This is a genomic window from Microbacterium sp. LWH11-1.2 (assembly GCF_038397745.1).
In the GTDB taxonomy this organism is placed as follows: Bacteria; Actinomycetota; Actinomycetes; order Actinomycetales; family Microbacteriaceae; genus Microbacterium.
On sequence record NZ_CP151636.1, the window covers coordinates 585,758 to 601,726 of the forward strand.

Annotated in this window: 16 protein-coding genes; 4 read left to right on the forward strand and 12 right to left on the reverse strand. The window is 70.5% G+C overall.

Annotated features, from left to right (window positions below; translation table 11 throughout):
• Positions 1–15: 15 nt before the first annotated feature.
• The 6 genes from MRBLWH11_RS02700 to MRBLWH11_RS02725 form a co-directional block, all read right to left on the reverse strand.
• Positions 16–1,071 carry an ABC transporter ATP-binding protein gene (locus tag MRBLWH11_RS02700; RefSeq protein ID WP_341946580.1) on the reverse strand — a complete coding sequence of 352 codons (1,056 nt, stop codon included), beginning with the start codon at positions 1,069–1,071 and terminating at the stop codon, positions 16–18.
• Positions 1,068–1,856: a molybdate ABC transporter permease subunit gene (modB, locus tag MRBLWH11_RS02705; protein WP_116635998.1), complete on the reverse strand. Its 789-nt coding sequence runs from the start codon at positions 1,854–1,856 to the stop codon at positions 1,068–1,070. Before modB ends, MRBLWH11_RS02700 begins: the two co-directional genes overlap by 4 nt.
• Complete coding sequence (modA, locus tag MRBLWH11_RS02710) at positions 1,853–2,641, reverse strand: molybdate ABC transporter substrate-binding protein (RefSeq protein WP_341946581.1); 789 nt, start codon at positions 2,639–2,641, stop codon at positions 1,853–1,855. The genes modB and modA overlap by 4 nt, the downstream gene beginning before the upstream one ends.
• A gap of 1 nt (position 2,642) precedes the next feature.
• Entirely contained in the window at positions 2,643–3,035 is a 393-nt protein-coding gene (locus MRBLWH11_RS02715; protein ID WP_116636000.1) for a TOBE domain-containing protein, read from the reverse strand.
• A gap of 72 nt (positions 3,036–3,107) precedes the next feature.
• Positions 3,108–4,121: a tellurite resistance/C4-dicarboxylate transporter family protein gene (locus MRBLWH11_RS02720; RefSeq protein ID WP_341946582.1), complete on the reverse strand. Its 1,014-nt coding sequence runs from the start codon at positions 4,119–4,121 to the stop codon at positions 3,108–3,110.
• 3 nt (positions 4,122–4,124) lie between these two features.
• Positions 4,125–5,939 (reverse strand): molybdopterin-dependent oxidoreductase, encoded by a 1,815-nt coding sequence (locus tag MRBLWH11_RS02725; RefSeq protein WP_341946583.1) that lies wholly within the window; start codon positions 5,937–5,939, stop codon positions 4,125–4,127.
• A gap of 212 nt (positions 5,940–6,151) precedes the next feature.
• On the opposite strand from MRBLWH11_RS02725, the gene MRBLWH11_RS02730 reads away from it, so the two are divergent.
• Genes MRBLWH11_RS02730 through MRBLWH11_RS02745 form a run of 4 tightly spaced genes read left to right on the forward strand, consistent with a single transcriptional unit; the run spans position 6,152 to position 8,899 of the window.
• On the forward strand, positions 6,152–6,937 hold the full coding sequence (locus MRBLWH11_RS02730; RefSeq protein ID WP_341946584.1) for a HesA/MoeB/ThiF family protein: 786 nt from the start codon (positions 6,152–6,154) through the stop codon (positions 6,935–6,937).
• Positions 6,934–8,178, forward strand: coding sequence for a gephyrin-like molybdotransferase Glp (gene glp, locus MRBLWH11_RS02735; protein ID WP_341946585.1), 1,245 nt, complete (start codon positions 6,934–6,936; stop codon positions 8,176–8,178). Before MRBLWH11_RS02730 ends, glp begins: the two co-directional genes overlap by 4 nt.
• Entirely contained in the window at positions 8,175–8,669 is a 495-nt protein-coding gene (gene moaC, locus MRBLWH11_RS02740) for a cyclic pyranopterin monophosphate synthase MoaC (RefSeq protein WP_341946586.1), read from the forward strand. Before glp ends, moaC begins: the two co-directional genes overlap by 4 nt.
• Positions 8,666–8,899, forward strand: coding sequence for a MoaD/ThiS family protein (locus MRBLWH11_RS02745; RefSeq protein WP_116636005.1), 234 nt, complete (start codon positions 8,666–8,668; stop codon positions 8,897–8,899). The genes moaC and MRBLWH11_RS02745 overlap by 4 nt, the downstream gene beginning before the upstream one ends.
• Positions 8,900–8,913: 14 nt before the next feature.
• Here the strand turns inward: MRBLWH11_RS02745 and MRBLWH11_RS02750 are convergent, their stop codons facing one another.
• From MRBLWH11_RS02750 to MRBLWH11_RS02775, 6 genes are all read right to left on the reverse strand, one after another.
• Positions 8,914–9,342 (reverse strand): molybdenum cofactor biosynthesis protein MoaE, encoded by a 429-nt coding sequence (locus tag MRBLWH11_RS02750; protein ID WP_116636006.1) that lies wholly within the window; start codon positions 9,340–9,342, stop codon positions 8,914–8,916.
• Positions 9,339–9,827 carry a MogA/MoaB family molybdenum cofactor biosynthesis protein gene (locus MRBLWH11_RS02755; RefSeq protein WP_116636007.1) on the reverse strand — a complete coding sequence of 163 codons (489 nt, stop codon included), beginning with the start codon at positions 9,825–9,827 and terminating at the stop codon, positions 9,339–9,341. The genes MRBLWH11_RS02750 and MRBLWH11_RS02755 overlap by 4 nt, the downstream gene beginning before the upstream one ends.
• Positions 9,828–9,861: 34 nt before the next feature.
• Entirely contained in the window at positions 9,862–11,451 is a 1,590-nt protein-coding gene (locus MRBLWH11_RS02760) for a molybdopterin-dependent oxidoreductase (protein WP_341946587.1), read from the reverse strand.
• Between the two features lie 224 nt (positions 11,452–11,675).
• A complete protein-coding gene (gene fdhD, locus MRBLWH11_RS02765; RefSeq protein ID WP_341946588.1) occupies positions 11,676–12,584 on the reverse strand; it encodes a formate dehydrogenase accessory sulfurtransferase FdhD in 909 nt (302 codons plus the stop codon).
• Position 12,585: 1 nt separating this feature from the next.
• Entirely contained in the window at positions 12,586–15,012 is a 2,427-nt protein-coding gene (locus MRBLWH11_RS02770; protein WP_341946589.1) for an FdhF/YdeP family oxidoreductase, read from the reverse strand.
• A 56-nt stretch (positions 15,013–15,068) separates the two neighbouring features.
• Entirely contained in the window at positions 15,069–15,767 is a 699-nt protein-coding gene (locus MRBLWH11_RS02775) for a GTP pyrophosphokinase family protein (RefSeq protein ID WP_341946590.1), read from the reverse strand.
• Between the last annotated feature and the right edge of the window lie 202 nt (positions 15,768–15,969).

Genomic DNA, 15,969 nt, shown 5'->3' on the forward strand with positions numbered 1-15,969 from the left:
CGGCTCGGATCGCTGTCAGCCGCCCGCCACGAACCGCACATCGGCGGGGTCGATGCGCAGCCGCAGCGGATCCCCCGGGGCGAGTCCCACGGCATCGGCGAGCGGCACGTCGACCTGGCAGTACGGCGTGTGCACCCGGATGCCGGCCAGCGTCGACTCGAGCCGGGTGACCTGCGTGCGCCACGCGGCGGCATCCGTCACCGCGTGATCGACGAGGCGCACATCCTGCGGGCGGAACACCGCTACCAGCGCTGCTCCGTCCGACGCGGCCAGCGCGCGCGACGCGGCATCCGCGCTCTCGAGGCGGAGCCCGTCGCTCGACCACCCGCCGTCCTGTGCGATGCCGACGACGCGATTGACGCCGGCGATGGAGGCGACGAAACCGGATGCCGGTGCCGCCAGCACCTCGCGCACGGGTCCGCTCTGCGTCACGCGACCGGACTCGATCACGACGAGGCGCTCGGCGAGCGCGACGGCATCCGCCGCATCGTGCGTCACCGCGATCGTCGTGGTCCCCGCGAGCTGGTCGCGGAGCATCCGCCGGATCTCCCCTGCCGTCTCGGGATCGAGCGCGACGAGCGGCTCGTCCAGGAGCACCGCACGCGGAGACGCGGCGAGCGCACGGGCGACGGCGACGCGTTGGCCCTCGCCGCCGGAGAGCTCTCGAGGCATGCGGTCCCCTGCTCCCGGAAGACCGACACGGATGAGCCAGTCGTCCGCGGAGTCGCGCGCCGCGCGGGCGTCGACACCACCCGCACGCGGTCCGAAGGCCACGTTCTCGCGCACCGACAGGTGCGGGAACAGCCGCGCGTCCTGCCCGAGCAGCACGATGCCGCGACTCATGGGCTCCGTGCGCACACGCGGAGTCTCGACGCGATCGACGACCCTGCCTCCGACCGCGATCTCGCCGGCGGTCAGTGGCTCGAGCCCGGCGAGCGCCTGGAGGAGCGTCGACTTGCCCGCCCCACTCGGCCCCATCACCGCGACGGTCTCACCGGGGGCGACCTCCAGGGCGACATCGACGGCGAAGTACTCACGAGCGACGACCACGTGCGCACGCAGCCCGCTCATCGCGCCGCCCCCGGCCGCCAGCCGCGCACCAGCAGCAGCACCGCGATGGCGGTGGCGAGGAGCAGCAGCGCGAGCGCGACCGCCGCCCCCTGCGACACCCCGGCGCCGTTGAACGCGGTGTAGATCGCGAGCGGCATGGTCTGGGTGACGCCCGGGCGGTTGCCGGCGAACAGCGCCGTCGCCCCGAACTCGCCGATGGCGCGGGCGAAGCACAGCACGATGCCCGCCACGATGCCGGGCGCCGCGAGCGGCAGGGTGATGCGGCGGAGGATCGTCCACCGCCCCGCACCGAGCGCCGCGGCCGTGCGCTCGTAGTCGACGCCGGAGGTGCGCACGGCGCCCTCGACGGCGAGCACCAGGAACGGCAGGGCGACGAAGGTCTGCGCGAGCACGACAGCGGGGGTGCTGAACGACAGCCCGAGGCCGCCGAGCCATCCGGCACGTCCGAACAGGTACAGCAGTGCGACGCCGCCGACCATCGGGGGAAGGACGAGCGGAACCGTCACCGCGGCGCGGAGCACGGCCGCCAGGCGAGGGCCCGAGCGGGCGATGTACAGGGCGAGCGGCACGCCCACGACGACACACAGCAGCGTGGCGACGAGTCCGGTGACGAGCGACAGCGTGAGCGCCGAGAGCGCGGCCTCCGAGGTGACGTCCGCGATGAACGTCGACCACTGCACGCGGGCGACGAGCGCGGCGAGCGGAACGATCAGGAGAGCCAGTCCGACGAAGGCGGGGACGGCGAGCGCGCGGGGCGCGTAGCCCTGCGCGCCGGCCGGACTCATGGCTTGCCGAATCCGAAGTCCGCCAGGATCTTCTGACCCGCGTCCGAGAGCACGAACGCGACGAACGCCTCGGCGGCATCCGGGTTCGCTGCATCGGCGAGCGCGGCGATCGGATAGTGGTTCACGACGTCCTCGGCGCCCTCGGGCACGATCACCTCGACGTCGTCGCGACCGACCACATCCGTCGCGTACACGAGACCGGCGTCGGCTTCGGATGCCGCGACCTTCGTGAGCACGGCGGTCACGTTCTGCTCGAGGCTCGCCGCCTGGACCGTGACACCGGCGGCGGTGAGGAGCTTCGCGGATGCCGCGCCGCACGGGACCTCGGGGGCGCAGAGCACTGTGGTGACCTCGGCGAGGTCGGCGAGCGATTTCACGTCTCCGGGGTTGCCTGCGGGAACCGCGATCACGAGGGTGTTGGAGGCGAAGAGCGCCGGGTCGATCGCGGCATCCTTCGCCTTGTCCATGTTCGCCTCGTCGGCGGAGGCGAAGACGTCGGCCGGGGCACCCTCGAGGATCTGGGTGACGAGCGTCGACGAGCCGTCGTAGACCGGGCTGACCGTCACGTCGGGGTTCTCGGCGGTGAACTCCTCGGCGATCGCGTCGAAGGCACCCGAGAGCGATGCGGCGGCGTACACGTTCAGCTCACCGCTCAGGGTGCTCTCCGCGGTCGTCTCGGAGGGCGAGGCCGACGGAGTGGATCCGGCCGCGCCCGCACACCCGGTGAGGGCGAGGACGGCGGCAGCGAGGAGCGCGGTGGCGGAGCGGCGGAGTGCGCGGTTCATGTCAGTCCTTCGGGAGTTCGACGACGACCTGCGTCGCCTTGACGGATGCGGTGGCGAGAGAGCCGACCTCGAGATGCAGTTCGCGCGCGGCCTCCGCTGACATCAGCGACACGACCCGGTGCGGGCCCGCCTGGAGATCGACCTGGGCCATCAGCCCGTCGATCTGCACGCGCGTGACGATGCCGACGAAGCGGTTGCGGGCGCTGGACAGCAGGTGGTCCGCGGCCTTCGCCTCCTCGGCGAGCGCGACCGCGCGGGCGGCGAGCGCGTCGCCCGGGATCTCCGCCGGGACGGCATCCGTCACGGGCAGGAGTCCGTGATCGATCCAGCGCCGGACGGTGTCGTCGCTCACGCCGAGGAGCTGCGCGGCGCGTGCGATGCGGTAGGTCTGCATGGGGCGAATCTACCGCAGATGCGGAACCTGCAACCATATTCGTCCGATTCTGCGTAACTAAGGCGCGATTCGTCAGGGACTCCGCGAAATGTCGCCTCTCACCGCGAGGACCACGGCCAGTCCGCTGACCAGCATCCAGGCCAGACCACCGCACCAGACCGCGATCGTCCCGATCACCACGAGCTCGCCGACGTCGACAGCCCTGCCGAGCGCGATCGTCGCGGTCGCGTACATGCCGATCGGGAAGACGATGCTCCACCATCCGACAGTGAAGCTCCGGGCGGCGGGCCTGGTGCGCAGGTCGCGGATGCCGAGTCCGACGAGGAAAGGGATGAGGAACGTCCCGAACGACCACAGCACCATCGAGACGACGGTCACGGCGCCCTCGGTTCCGGGGAGTGCGACGGTGTCGGCGGTGAGGACACGCGACGCGGCGAGCGTCGAAATCGCCGTCGCGCCCGTGAGCACCCAGGCCGTCGGCGCCACGTCGATCCGATCGCGTGTCTCCGAGAGCAGTCGCACCACGACGGCCGCCATGAGCAGCAGATACACGACGATGCCCAGGCACCACAGCGCGAAGGCCACGAGCGACAGCGCGTGGTGATCACCGGCTGTCGCGCTCGTGAGCACCGACAGCGACTGGGTGGCGACGACGACGAGGAACCATCCGCCGTCGACGGTCGGCAGCAGCGGTCGCACCGCGGCGTGCGTGACGAGCCAGGGCAGCATCCCGTAGACCAGGAGCAGCCAGAGCAGCGCCTCGACGACGAGGGCGCCGGGCAGCATCCCCGCGGCTCCGAGCGACGCTCCGAGCGTCGCGGTCACCCCCGTCGCGGCGACGATCGTGAAGAAGCCGAACGCGCGGGCGGGGTCGCGCGCATCGCGGAGCACCTCCCCCGGCGCGACGATCAGGCGCCCGACGGTGGCGACGAGCAGAAGGACGTAGCCGACCGCCGCGAGGACCAGTGCGACGACCCCCACGGGACGGATGCCGATGGCGACGAACGACGTGCCGACGATCCCCGTCGCCATGACGAACGAGAACCCCGCGGGCGGGACCCGCTCGATCACCGTGCGCAGCGACATCGCTCAGATCGACTGCCGGTAGCCGAAGAACTCGTGATCGTTGTTGTATCCGCCGAGACCGCCGCCGACGTCTTCGAAGCGCTCGACGAACTCGATCCCCTGGATCCACTTCACCATCTTGAAGCCCAGCTGCGCCTCGTTGCGGAGCCGCAGCGGCGCACCGTGCGAGAAGGTGAGGGGCTCGTCGTTCATGTCGTACGCGAGCATCGTCAGGTGGTACCGCATCTGATCGATGTCCTGCGCGTCGTAGTAGAGACCGCCCTCCGCTCCCTCGGCGAACGAGTAGAAGACGACCCACTTCGCCTCGGGTGTCGGCCGCACGAGATCGAGAACCGACGACATCGAGACCCCGCCCCACTTGGCGACGCCCGACCATCCCTGGATGCAGAAGTGCTGGGTGATCTGGTCGTGGTGCGCCATCGCCCGGAGGTCGTCGACGCTCAGTGACACCGGATTCTCGACGAGCCCGCCGACGCGGAGACGATAGTCGCGGAACCCTCCCTCCTCCAGGCGCTTGTACTCGTCACTGTCGGGAACCCGGCCGTTCGACCAGAAGTACGGGGAGATGTCGTCCTCGGTGTACTCGCCCGGCTTCGAGTCCACGTGCTCGAAGAGCCGCTGCACGGGACCGATCAGCGCGAGACCCATCCGGCGGATCGCGCGCGGATACCGGTACGTGACCGGAGTGGCGGCGACCCAGACGACGGCGAGCACCGCGCTCGTCGCGAGGAAGATCCAGAACCCCGTCCAGGAGTTCGTGTCGTTGCCCGCGTACATGTGGTTGAGGTTGCGCAGCGCCCCCGTCGCGAAGACGAGAGCGACGTGCACGAGGACGAACATCACGTACCAGCACAGCACGAGGAAGTGCAGCGATCGGGCGAACTGGATGTTGAACACCCGGCTGATGCGACGGAACCGGGTCGACAGCGCCGGCGACATGCCGAGCCCGGTGAGCAGCGCCAGGGGAGCGGCCACGAAGACCGTGATGAAGTACGCGAGAAGCTGCAGGGCGTTGTAGTTCACCCAGCCGTTCTCGGTCGGCCAGTCGAGCGACAGGTACTGGATCGCGGTGCTGATCGCGTTCGGTATGACATCCCAGCTCGTCGGCACGATCCGCGCCCAGTGACCCGTCACGAACAGCAGCACGACGAACACGATCCCGTTCACCAGCCACAGCACGTCGATGCTCAGGTGCCACCAGCGGGCCAGCCCGATCGAGTGGCGGCGCCCGGGCAGGCCGACTCCATCCGGAAGGGTGAGGGAGTCGCCCTTCGCGGTGTACGTCGGGTCGTCCGGTACCGGACGCTGCATCCGGAACCACTCCCTGCCGGGCGTGGAGTGCCGCGTCCAGTAGAGCCGCGGATGGTCGGCGAGGATGCTGAGCCCGGAACGGATCATGAAGAACATGAAGAAGATGTTGAGCCAGTGCTGCCATTGCATCCACACCGGGAAGCCCTCCGGCGTGCCTTCGGGGAGAGCGGATGCCCCGGGGTAGGTCTGCAGGAAGTCGCGCACGACAGGGAGGTCGACGATCCCTCGCGCGATCGAGATGCCCAGGATCATGACGGCGACCCCGATAGGCACGAGCCAGAGCAGGTTGAACCACTTCGTGCGACCGACCCGGACGCGCGGTGCGACCCCGTACTGCGCGGGAAGGCCGCCGGCCCAGTCCGCTCCGACCCGGTCGTGCCGCCGCGAGTCGAGCGCCTCACGGAACGAGGGCGACACCTCGCGCAGCTGCTGCGACCGCTGCTCTTTCGGCGTGCGGGCGAGCGTCTCCTGCTCGGCCGCGGCTGCCGCATCTCCGCTGTCGACCATGCTGCCCCCTCAGTCCGCGTCGTTCCCGCCGGGCCGAACACCGGCGAAGGCCTCGTGCCCCCGAGGATGGCAGAGCCGGAGCCGGAACGCGAGACCCGCGCCGCGAAGCGCGCGAGCTCAGGAGCGACGGTACTCCGCGACGATCGCCCCCGCATGTTCGCCTGCGACATACTCCCTCGTGCCGTGCCTGCGACGAGGCATACGCTGAAGCCATGCAACCTCTCGTCGCCCCCGCATCCGCTCTGGAGCCGACCGAGCTCGTCCGCACCGCCCGGCACGCGGTGCTCGCGGGCATCGGCGAAGAGGGCCAGCGTCGCCTGAACGCCGCTCGTGTCACCGTCGTGGGTGCGGGCGGACTCGGCTCACCCGTGCTTCTCGCTCTCGCCGCCGCCGGCATCGGGGCCATCACCGTGATCGACGACGACGTCGTGGAGCTGACGAACCTGCAGCGTCAGCTGGCGCACCGGGTCGAGGACATCGGCACGCGCAAGACCGCGTCCGCGGAGCGGGCGATCAGCGCTCTCGCCCCGCAGACCGTCATCACGCAGTTCCCGGAGCGACTCGACGCCGCGAACGCCGCACGACTGCTCGCCGGCGCCGACGTCGTCGTCGACACGAGCGACTCGTTCGCGACCCGCCGCGATGTCGCCGCCGCGACGCAGGAACTCGGCGTCCCCCTGGTGTGGGGCGCCGTGCAGGAGTGGCATGCGCAGGCCACGGTCTTCTGGTCGAACCCGCCGGAGGGCGAGCCGGTGGTGCTCGCCGACCTCTTCCCGCTCGGCACCGAGGGCGAGCCGCCGAGCTGTGCCCAGGTCGGCGTGCTCGGCGCTCTCTGCGTGCAGGTCGGCGGGATGCTGGCCGGCGAGGTGATCAAGCTCGTCACGGGAGCCGGGATGCCCCTGCTGGGCAGGCTCGCGATGATCGATGCGCTGACATCCCGCCAGCACGAGATCGCGATCCGCCCCGCGTCCAGGCAGACCGCGGCGGTGTCCGCGTGAGCGGCGCGACCGGGCGGCGCTCCGTCGAGGAGCAGCTCGCCGTCGTCCTCGACGCCGTGCACGTTCTCGAGGCCGAGACCCGTGCGGTGCAGGATGCCGCGGGGCGCACGCTCGCCGATCCTGCTGTCGCCGCCCACGACATCCCGCTGTTCGACAACTCCGCGATGGACGGCTTCGCGGTACGCGGTGCCGACGTCGAGGCGGCATCCGCGGCGAACCCGGTCACCCTCCGCGTCGTCGCGGACCTGCCGGCCGGGGTGTCTCTCGACCCGCCGCTGGGCCCCGGCGAGGCCGCACGCATCATGACCGGCTCGCCTTCTCCGGCCGACGCCGACACGATCGTGCCGTTCGAGGACACCGCGGGCGGCCTCGCGGACTCCCTGGGAGAGGTGCAGGTTCTGCGGGCACCCGCGAAGCCGGGCGCGTTCGTGCGTCGGCGCGGGGCGGACCTGCGGGCCGGCGACGACGTCGTGCTCGCGGGCGAGCGCCTGGGCGCGTTCCAGATCGCCGCCGCGGTCGCCGCCGGGATCGCCGAGGTGACCGTGACCCGCGCGCCGCGCGTGGCCGTGGTGTCGACCGGCAGCGAGCTGCTCGCGCCCGGAGAGCCCGCGGCACGGGGACGCATCCCCGATTCCAACGGGCCGCTGCTCGCACAGCTGGTGGCGGATGCCGATGCCGAGGTCGTGCTCGTCGCACGCGTGCCCGACGAGGCCGATGCCGTCCGCGCGGTCACGGCAGAGGCCACTGCTCTCGGCGCCGATGTGATCGTGTTCTCGGGCGGTGTGAGCGCCGGAGCGTACGAGCCCGTGCGCGGCGCGTTCGACGGGAAGGGCGAGGTCGAGTTCGTCGGCGTCGCGATGCAGCCCGGCAAGCCGCAGGCGTTCGGGGTGCTGGATGCGGGGGCACTCGTCTTCGGCCTCCCCGGCAACCCGGTCAGCGTCGCCGTGTCGTTCGAGGTATTCGTGCGCCCCGCTCTGCTCGCGATGCAGGGGCGCACCGGCATCCATCGCCCGCACGCGACGTTCACCGCCGACGCCGCCTGGACCACTCCCCCCGGTCGCCGCCAGTACCTCCCTGCCGTGGTCGATCTGATCGCCCGCACCGTGCGCCCCGCGACGTCCGGCGGCTCGGGGTCGCACCTGGCGGGCGGGCTGGCCCGCGCGCAGGCGTTCGCGATCGTCCCCGCCGAGGTGGAGGCCGTTTCCGTGGGCGACGCGATCGATGTCATGCTGGTCGGATGAGCTTCCCTCACCTTGACGCGGCCGGCCGCGCGCACATGGTCGATGTGACCGCGAAGCAGCCGACCGTCCGCACGGCGTCCGCACGCGGCTTCGTCCGCTGCAGCCCCGAAGTGATCGCGGCCCTCCGTGACGGCACCGCCCCGAAGGGCGACGTGCTCGCCGTCGCGCGCATCGCCGGCATCCAGGCCGCCAAGTCCACGCCCGCGCTGCTCCCGCTGGCGCACGTCATCGGCGTGCACCGCGCGAGCATCGAGCTCGACATCATCGACGACGGCGTGCTCATCGAGGCGACCGTCGGCACGGCCGACCGCACCGGCGTCGAGATGGAGGCCCTCACGGCCGTGTCGGTGACGGCCCTCGCCATCGTCGACATGATCAAGGGCATCGATCGCGCGGTCGTGATCGAGAACGTGCGCATCGTCGCGAAGTCGGGCGGGCGCTCCGGTGACTGGGTCCGCCCCGGCGAAGACGCACCGGGAGACGCACGATGACCCGCGTACGCTACTTCGCCGCCGCCGCAGAGGCCGCCGGAACGGATGCCGAGGAACGGGACGAGCCCACGCTGCTCGCGTTCCGCGCCGCGGTCGTGGCGCAGCATCCGGCCCTCACCGACATCCTGCCGCGCTGCGCGGTTCTCGTCGACGGCGTCCGCGCGGATGACGACCGTCCGCTCGACGATGCCGAGCTGATCGACGTCCTGCCGCCCTTCGCCGGGGGCTGAGACGGCCCGGCGGCTCAGCCGCCGATGCCCTTCCACGACGTGGTGCCGTCGGACTCGAGCTGGCGCTTCCACACCGGCAGATCGCGCTTGATGTCCTCGATCACCGCACGGCACACCTCGAAGGCCTCGGCGCGGTGCTCGGAGGCGACCGCGATCACGACGGCCGCGTCGCCGACCGCGAGACGTCCGACGCGATGACTGACGGCCACCACCGCGGAGGCATCACCGCCGGCCTGCTCGGCGATGCGGCGCAGCGTCGCCTCGGCATCCGGATGGGAGCTGTACTCGAGCCCGACCACCGGCGTCTGCGCGTCGGGGTCGTTGTCGCGCACCCGCCCGACGAAGGTGGTCACGCCGCCGAGGCGCGGGTCCTCCACGGCCCGGAGATGCGCGTCGAGGTCGAGGAGCTCCTCGCTCATCGCGGCCAGTCGTACATCGTTCATGAGTGGTCTCCGCCCTCTACCTGATCCACGATATGCCCGGCGACGCCGAGAATCACGGGCACACCGGATGCCACGGCACGCGTGGACCCGGGAAGATTCACGACCAGCGCCCCGGAGGGATCGATGATGCCGGCGAGTCCGCGCGACAGCACCGACAGCGGGGTGTCGGCGAGTCCGCTGCGGCGCAGCTCCTCCGCGATGCCCGGGAGTTCGCGGGTGATCACGCGGCGCGTGCCCTCGGGCGTCTGGTCGCGCGGTGCGACGCCGGTCCCGCCGGTCGTGACGATCAGCCGGATGCCGCGCGCGACGGCCCTGCGCAGAGCATCCGCCACCGAGTCGGCGCCGTCCGGGATGATCTCGGCATCCGGGCAGTGCCAGCCGGCATCCCGCAGGAGGCCGACCGCGATCGGTCCCCCGCGGTCCTCCCGCTCTCCTCGCGACGACCGATCGGAGACGGTGATCACGAGGGCAGGCAGCGACGTCATGGGTCCACCCTACGGGCCGGCGCCGCGCGCGGGATCACGTGACCCGGATCAGCGAACGCTGCCACCCGGTCGAGCCGTCGGGAGCGATCGGTGCACGTTCCTCGATCTGCAGATCGCCGTTCTTGTTGACCGCGCGGACGGCGACGTAGTGCGTGCCGGGCGTCGCGTCCCACTCCATGAACCACTGCACCCAGGTGTCGTCGTTGATGGGGGTCGACATCGTGGCCGGCATCCAATCGCCCTCGTCGATCTTCACCTCGACCCGTTCTATGCCGACCGACTGCGCCCAGGCCACGCCCGCGATCGGGATCCTCCCCGCCGGCACGGCCTCGCCGATGCTGGGGGTGTCGAGCCGCGACGAGAACTTGATCGGCGCCTCGGCGCTGTAGCCGCGCGGGGTCCAGTAGGCCTCGTCGTCAGCGAAGGTCGTGACCTTGAGCTCGGTCAGCCACTTCGTCGCCGACACGTAGCCGTAGAGCCCCGGAACGACCATGCGCACCGGGAATCCGTGCTCGAGCGGCAGCGGCTCGCCGTTCATCCCGACCGCGAGGATCGCATCGAGGTTGTCGTCGGTCAGCGCGGACAGCGGCGTGCTCGCGGTGTACCCGTCGACGCTCTTGGAGAGCACCATGTCGGCGCCGGACTTGACGCCGGCCTTCTTCAGCACATCGCGCAGCGGGACACCGAGCCACATCGCGTTGCCGACGAGCTCGCCGCCGACCTCGTTCGAGACGCAGGTGAGCGTGATCGCGTACTCGTCGAGGCCCATGTCGAGGATGTCCTGGAACGACATCTCCACGCGCTGGTCGACCATGCCGTCGATCACGAGACGCCAGGTCTCGGGGTCGATCGTGGGAACCGTGAGCGCGGTGTCGACGCGGTAGAAGTCCTTGTTCGGCGTGAACAGCTCGCTCAGACCCTTGATGTCGAGCTCCGCACCCTGCGGCACGGTCACGGTCGACTTCGGCGCGGGGAGCTTGAGGGCGTTGCGGATCGACTCGACCGAGCCGACGGCCATGGTCACGGCACGCGAGGCGACGCCCACGACGACGGCGGAGACACCGGCGATGGCGGCGAGGGCGAAGAAGCGACGACGGTCGATGCCCTTGGGGGCGGCCGGGTTCTCGGGCACCTCGCCTGTCGCGGGAGCATGTGGCTGCACGACGGCTGCACGCCAGGCGCGCAGCCGCCGCACGAGCAGGACGAGGATCAGGGATCCGACGACCGTGCCGATCACGGGCGGGAGGAAGGCGAGCGGAGTGACGCCGGCGCGCGTCACGATGGCGGCCGTGGAGAGCACGCCGGCGATGACCAGCGCGATGACGCCCAACGGTGCCTTCACGAGCTGCAGGATGCCGGCGATCGCCGAGGCGATGACCACCGCGAGGCCCAGTCCCGCGAGGAGCGCGATCTTGTCGTACTCGCCGAACGTAGCGATCGCGAACTCCTTGAACGGCTGCGGGACGATGTCGATCACGAAACCGCCGACCGCGAGGATAGGGCTGGCCGCGCGCGCGAAGATGAGCGCGAACAGTTCGGCGGTCGCGAGGAACACCGCGCCGCTGATCACGCCCGCGAGGGCGGCCCACGCGATGAATCGTTTCCCGCTGCGTCGCTCGGCCATGATCGTCTCCTGTTCCACCGGTGAAGGTGCTCGCAGGTAGTTCGGAGGCAGAGCGGAAACGGATCGGAGCGACGTTCCGGCGCGCGCTCCGTGTTCTCGCGTTCACAATTCAGGAGAAACGCGCGGGCATGGCCCGAAAAGGGTCCCTCTGGGGCAGTTTCCGGAAGAATCTGCTGAGTTGTGAACGCCTCGAGTCGGTGCCGCGTCGCGAACCGCGGGCCGGATCAGGCCATGACGCGCTCCGGCCGCGCGTAGACGTTCATCGAGCTCCCCCGCACGAACCCCGCGAGAGTGAGCCCCGACGCGGCCGCGAGCTCGACGGCGAGCGATGACGGCGCGGACACGGCGGAGAGGATCGGGATGCCGGCCATCACGGCCTTCTGAACCAGCTCGAAACTCGCCCGCCCCGACACCTGCAGCACGGTTCCGCTCAGCGGCAGGCGGTCGTCGAGGGCGGCCCAGCCGATCACCTTGTCGACGGCGTTGTGCCTGCCGACGTCCTCCCGCAGCACCAGCAGCTCGCCGGTCGCGGCGTCGAAGAGCGCCGCGGCGTGGAGGCCGCCGGTCTTCTCGAACACCGCCTGGCCGGCGCGCAGCCTGTCGGGGAGCGCGAGCAGCAGCGCGGCATCCACGGTCACGGCATCCGCTGCCACATCGAAACGCGAGGTCTTCTCGATCGCCTCGATCGACGCGGCACCGCAGACTCCGCAGGAGCTCGTCGTGTAGAAATTGCGGGCGATGTCGGTCAGCAGCGGCTCGAGACCTGGGCGCAGGGTGACGTCGAGCACGTTGTACGTGTTGCCCGAGGCGAGGACGGATGCCGGCGGCTCGGAGCCGATCGTCAACAACGGGGCGACGGTGCCGGGCGCCCCGCCGCCTGTGCCCGGACCACCGCAGTGGATCGCGGAGAGGAAGTCGCCACCGGCCCCGATCACGCCCTCCGACACGAGGAACCCGGCCGCGAGCTCGACATCGTGGCCGGGGGTGCGCATCGTCACGGTCAGCGGGGCTCCCGCGACGCGGATCTCGAGCGGCTCCTCCACCGCGAGGGTGTCGGCGCGGCGGCGGACCGTGACCTCGTCATCGACGACCGCGATGCGGGTGACCGGTGAGCGGGCGGTGAGGCGGCCCACGTCAGCCGCCCGACACGGTGGCGCGGTGCTCGAGACGCACGATCACGGCCTTCGAGGTCGGCGTGCCGCTGACGTCGGCGACGGAGTCGAGGGGCACGAGCACGTTCGTCTCCGGATAGTAGGCCGCCGCGTTGCCGCGCGGCGTGGAGTACGGCACGACGCGGAACTCCTCGGCGCGACGTTCCTCGATGGAGCCGTCGGCGCGCGTCCACTCCGAGACCAGGTCGACGATCTCTCCCTCGGCGAATCCGAGCTCGGTGATGTCCTCCGCGTGGACGAGCACCACCCGGCGTCCGCCGTGGATGCCGCGGTAGCGGTCGTCCTTGCCGTAGATCGTCGTGTTGTACTGATCGTGCGAGCGCAGAGTCTGCAGCAGGAGGCGGCCCGGCGGGATCACCGGGAACTCGAGGGGGTTGGCCGTGAACCGGGCCTTGCCGTCCACCGTCGCGAATCGGCGCTCGTCGCGGGGCCCGTTCGGGAGGAAGAAGGTGCGCCCCTTCTCGATGCGCGTCTCGAAGTCGTCGAACCCCGGGATCACGCGCTCGATGTGGGAGCGGATGAGCGCGTAGTCGGCCTCGAGGGCTTCCCAGTCGGCTCGCGGCACGTTCCCCGTCGAAACCGGCGAGCGCCGCTCGCCCTCGATCTCACCGTGCTCGGGGAGGCCTCGCTCAGGGTCGCCGTCGTGAGATACGGGCGCCTGCGCGGGTGACGCTCCCTCGTCGAAGAGGTGCGCGCAGAGCCGGGCGACGATCGCGACCTCGCTGAGAAGATCGTCGGCAGGAGGCGCCAGACGGCCGCGGGACGCGTGGACGGCGCCCATCGAGTCCTCGACCGTGACCCGCTGCTCGGAACCGCCGCGGCGGTCGCGGTCGGTGCGCCCGAGCGTCGGCAGGATGATGGCGCGACGGCCGGTCACGACGTGCGAGCGGTTGAGCTTGGTCGAGACGTGCACCGTGAGGCCGACCCGAGCCATCGCCGTCTCGACGACCGCCGTGTCGGGCGTGGCCGAGACGAAGTTGCCGCCCATGCCCATGAAGACGCGTACCCGGCCGTCACGCATCGCGCGGATCGCCTCGACGGTGTCGAAGCCGTGTTCCCGAGGTGCCGTGAAGGCGAACTCTCGATCGAGCGCTGCGAGAAACGCCTCAGACGGCTTCTCGTAGATGCCCACCGTGCGATCGCCCTGCACGTTCGAGTGCCCGCGCACGGGGCAGACTCCGGCGCCCGGGCGGCCGATGCTGCCCTGCAGCAGGAGCACGTTGACGACGTCACGCAGGGTCGGAACCGAGTGCTTGTGCTGCGTGAGGCCCATCGCCCAGCAGACGATCGTCGCCTTCGAGGTGCGCACCTCCTCGGCGATCTCGCGCAGCACCTCTTCGGTCATGCCGGTCGCCTCGGTCAGCGACGCCCAGTCGGCGCGGGCCATCGCGTCGCGGTACGCATCGATCCCGCTGGTGTGCGCGTCGATGAAGGCGTGGTCGAGCACGCCGCCGTCGCGTTTCTCGACCTCGAGCAGGTGTTTCCCTATGGCCTGGAACAGCGCCTGATCCCCGCCGGAGCGGATCTGCACGAACCGGTCGGCGATCTTCGTGCCGCCGAAGGCCACGCCTCGCGGGGTCTGCGGGTTCTCGAAGCGCATGAGGCCGGCTTCGGGCAGCGGATTCACCGCGATCACCCGGGCGCCGCGCTGCTTGGCCTTCTCGAGTGCCGACAGCATCCGCGGATGATTCGTGCCGGGGTTCTGCCCTGCGACGATGAGCAGGTCGGCGTCGTGCACGTCCTCGATAGAGACTGTGCCCTTGCCGATGCCGATGGTCTCGGTGAGCGCGGATCCGCTGGACTCATGGCACATGTTCGAGCAGTCCGGCAGGTTGTTGGTGCCGACGCCGCGCACGAGCAGCTGGTAGAGGAACGCGGCCTCGTTCGACGTGCGACCGGAGGTGTAGAAGACGGTCTCGTCAGGGTCGTCGACCGCGGCGATCTCGTCGGCGATGGCCCGCAGCGCGTCGTCCCACGTCAGCGGCCGGTAGTGGGTCGCGCCCTCGTCGAGGATCATCGGATGCGTCAGTCGCCCCTGCTGACCGAGCCACCAGTCATCGTGGTCGCGGAGATCTTCGAGAGAGTGCTGCTGGAAGAACGCGGGGCCCACGGTGCGGAGAGTCGCCTCCTCGGCGACCGCCTTGGCCCCGTTCTCGCAGAACTCCGCGACGTGGCGCTTGTCCTCCTCCGGCCACGCGCAGCCGGGGCAGTCGAACCCGTCCTTCTGGTTGACCCGCGCGAGCGTCTGCACCGAGCGCACGATGCCCATCTGCTCGTTCGCGATCTGCAGCGCATGCAGCACAGCGGGCACTCCCACAGCGACCTTCTTGGGCTCGGAGACCCGGACGCGAGCCTCATCGATGTCGGTCTTCGGTGCCTTCGTCGCCATGCCGCCATGTTAGGTCAGCATCCTCGGATCGGGGCTCGAGCCCGCGGCATCCTCGCTCAGACTCCGACGATGCGCGGGGGCGGCGGCGGGGCCAGCTGCCGACGCGGCACGCCGTGGGCCTCGCGGTGCAGGCGCTCCATGCGGGTGTCGAGCTCGGCGGCGGCCGCCGCGGCATCCGTCAGGCTGTCGACGAGGTGCGACGGGACCTGATTCGAGAACTTGTAGTAGATCTTGTGCTCGAGGCTGGCCCAGAAGTCCATCGCGATGGTGCGGAACTGCACCTCGACCGGCACCGACAACGCCCCGGTCGACAGGAACACCGGGACCTCGATGATCGCGTGCAGGCTCTTGTAGCCGTTCTCCTTCGGCTGCGCGATGTAGTCCTTCACCACGCGGACGGTGACGTCGTCCTGCTGGGTGAGGAGGTCGAAGAGCTGGTAGACGTCGGCGACGAAGCTGCAGGTGACGCGCACACCCGCGATGTCGGTGATCTCGGAGCGGATGCGGTCGAAGTCGGGCTCATCGATGCCCTTGCGAGCGATCTTCTCGACGATGCTGTCCGGGGTCTTCAGCCGGCTCTTCACGTGCTCGATCGGGTTGTACGCGTGGTCGTGCGTGAACTCGTCGCGCAGGATCGAGATCTTCGTCTCCACCTCGCGCATCCCGAACTCGTACTCGCGCAGGAAACGCTGGAACTCGTCACGCAGCTCGCGTGTCTTGCGGATGGAGTCTTCGGTGACCTGAAGGGTCGTCATGTCCTCGACGTTACGGGTTCGTGATCGGAAACCGCTGTGGATCGACGTCATGTCGCCCTCCGCAGAGACGACAGCGCGAGCGCCTCGCCGGCGCTTACGCTGTGGCAACCCCGCCCGCTGCACAGTGAGAGCTGCAGCACGGAAGGGGCATCCATTGGCACCTGCATCCCCCGGTTCCCGACACCGGATCGCGCGGAGCACA

Bases quoted from the DNA above. Each gene is read 5' to 3' on its own strand.
- MRBLWH11_RS02700 (WP_341946580.1), bottom strand. From the start codon at position 1,071: ATGAGCGGGCTGCGTGCGCACGTGGTCGTCGCTCGTGAGTACTTCGCC.
- modB (WP_116635998.1), bottom strand. From the start codon at position 1,856: ATGAGTCCGGCCGGCGCGCAGGGCTACGCGCCCCGCGCGCTCGCCGTC.
- modA (WP_341946581.1), bottom strand. From the start codon at position 2,641: ATGAACCGCGCACTCCGCCGCTCCGCCACCGCGCTCCTCGCTGCCGCC.
- MRBLWH11_RS02715 (WP_116636000.1), bottom strand. From the start codon at position 3,035: ATGCAGACCTACCGCATCGCACGCGCCGCGCAGCTCCTCGGCGTGAGC.
- MRBLWH11_RS02720 (WP_341946582.1), bottom strand. From the start codon at position 4,121: ATGTCGCTGCGCACGGTGATCGAGCGGGTCCCGCCCGCGGGGTTCTCG.
- MRBLWH11_RS02725 (WP_341946583.1), bottom strand. From the start codon at position 5,939: ATGGTCGACAGCGGAGATGCGGCAGCCGCGGCCGAGCAGGAGACGCTC.
- MRBLWH11_RS02730 (WP_341946584.1), top strand. From the start codon at position 6,152: ATGCAACCTCTCGTCGCCCCCGCATCCGCTCTGGAGCCGACCGAGCTC.
- moaC (WP_341946586.1), top strand. From the start codon at position 8,175: ATGAGCTTCCCTCACCTTGACGCGGCCGGCCGCGCGCACATGGTCGAT.
- MRBLWH11_RS02745 (WP_116636005.1), top strand. From the start codon at position 8,666: ATGACCCGCGTACGCTACTTCGCCGCCGCCGCAGAGGCCGCCGGAACG.
- MRBLWH11_RS02750 (WP_116636006.1), bottom strand. From the start codon at position 9,342: ATGAACGATGTACGACTGGCCGCGATGAGCGAGGAGCTCCTCGACCTC.
- MRBLWH11_RS02755 (WP_116636007.1), bottom strand. From the start codon at position 9,827: ATGACGTCGCTGCCTGCCCTCGTGATCACCGTCTCCGATCGGTCGTCG.
- MRBLWH11_RS02760 (WP_341946587.1), bottom strand. From the start codon at position 11,451: ATGGCCGAGCGACGCAGCGGGAAACGATTCATCGCGTGGGCCGCCCTC.
- MRBLWH11_RS02770 (WP_341946589.1), bottom strand. From the start codon at position 15,012: ATGGCGACGAAGGCACCGAAGACCGACATCGATGAGGCTCGCGTCCGG.
- MRBLWH11_RS02775 (WP_341946590.1), bottom strand. From the start codon at position 15,767: ATGACGACCCTTCAGGTCACCGAAGACTCCATCCGCAAGACACGCGAG.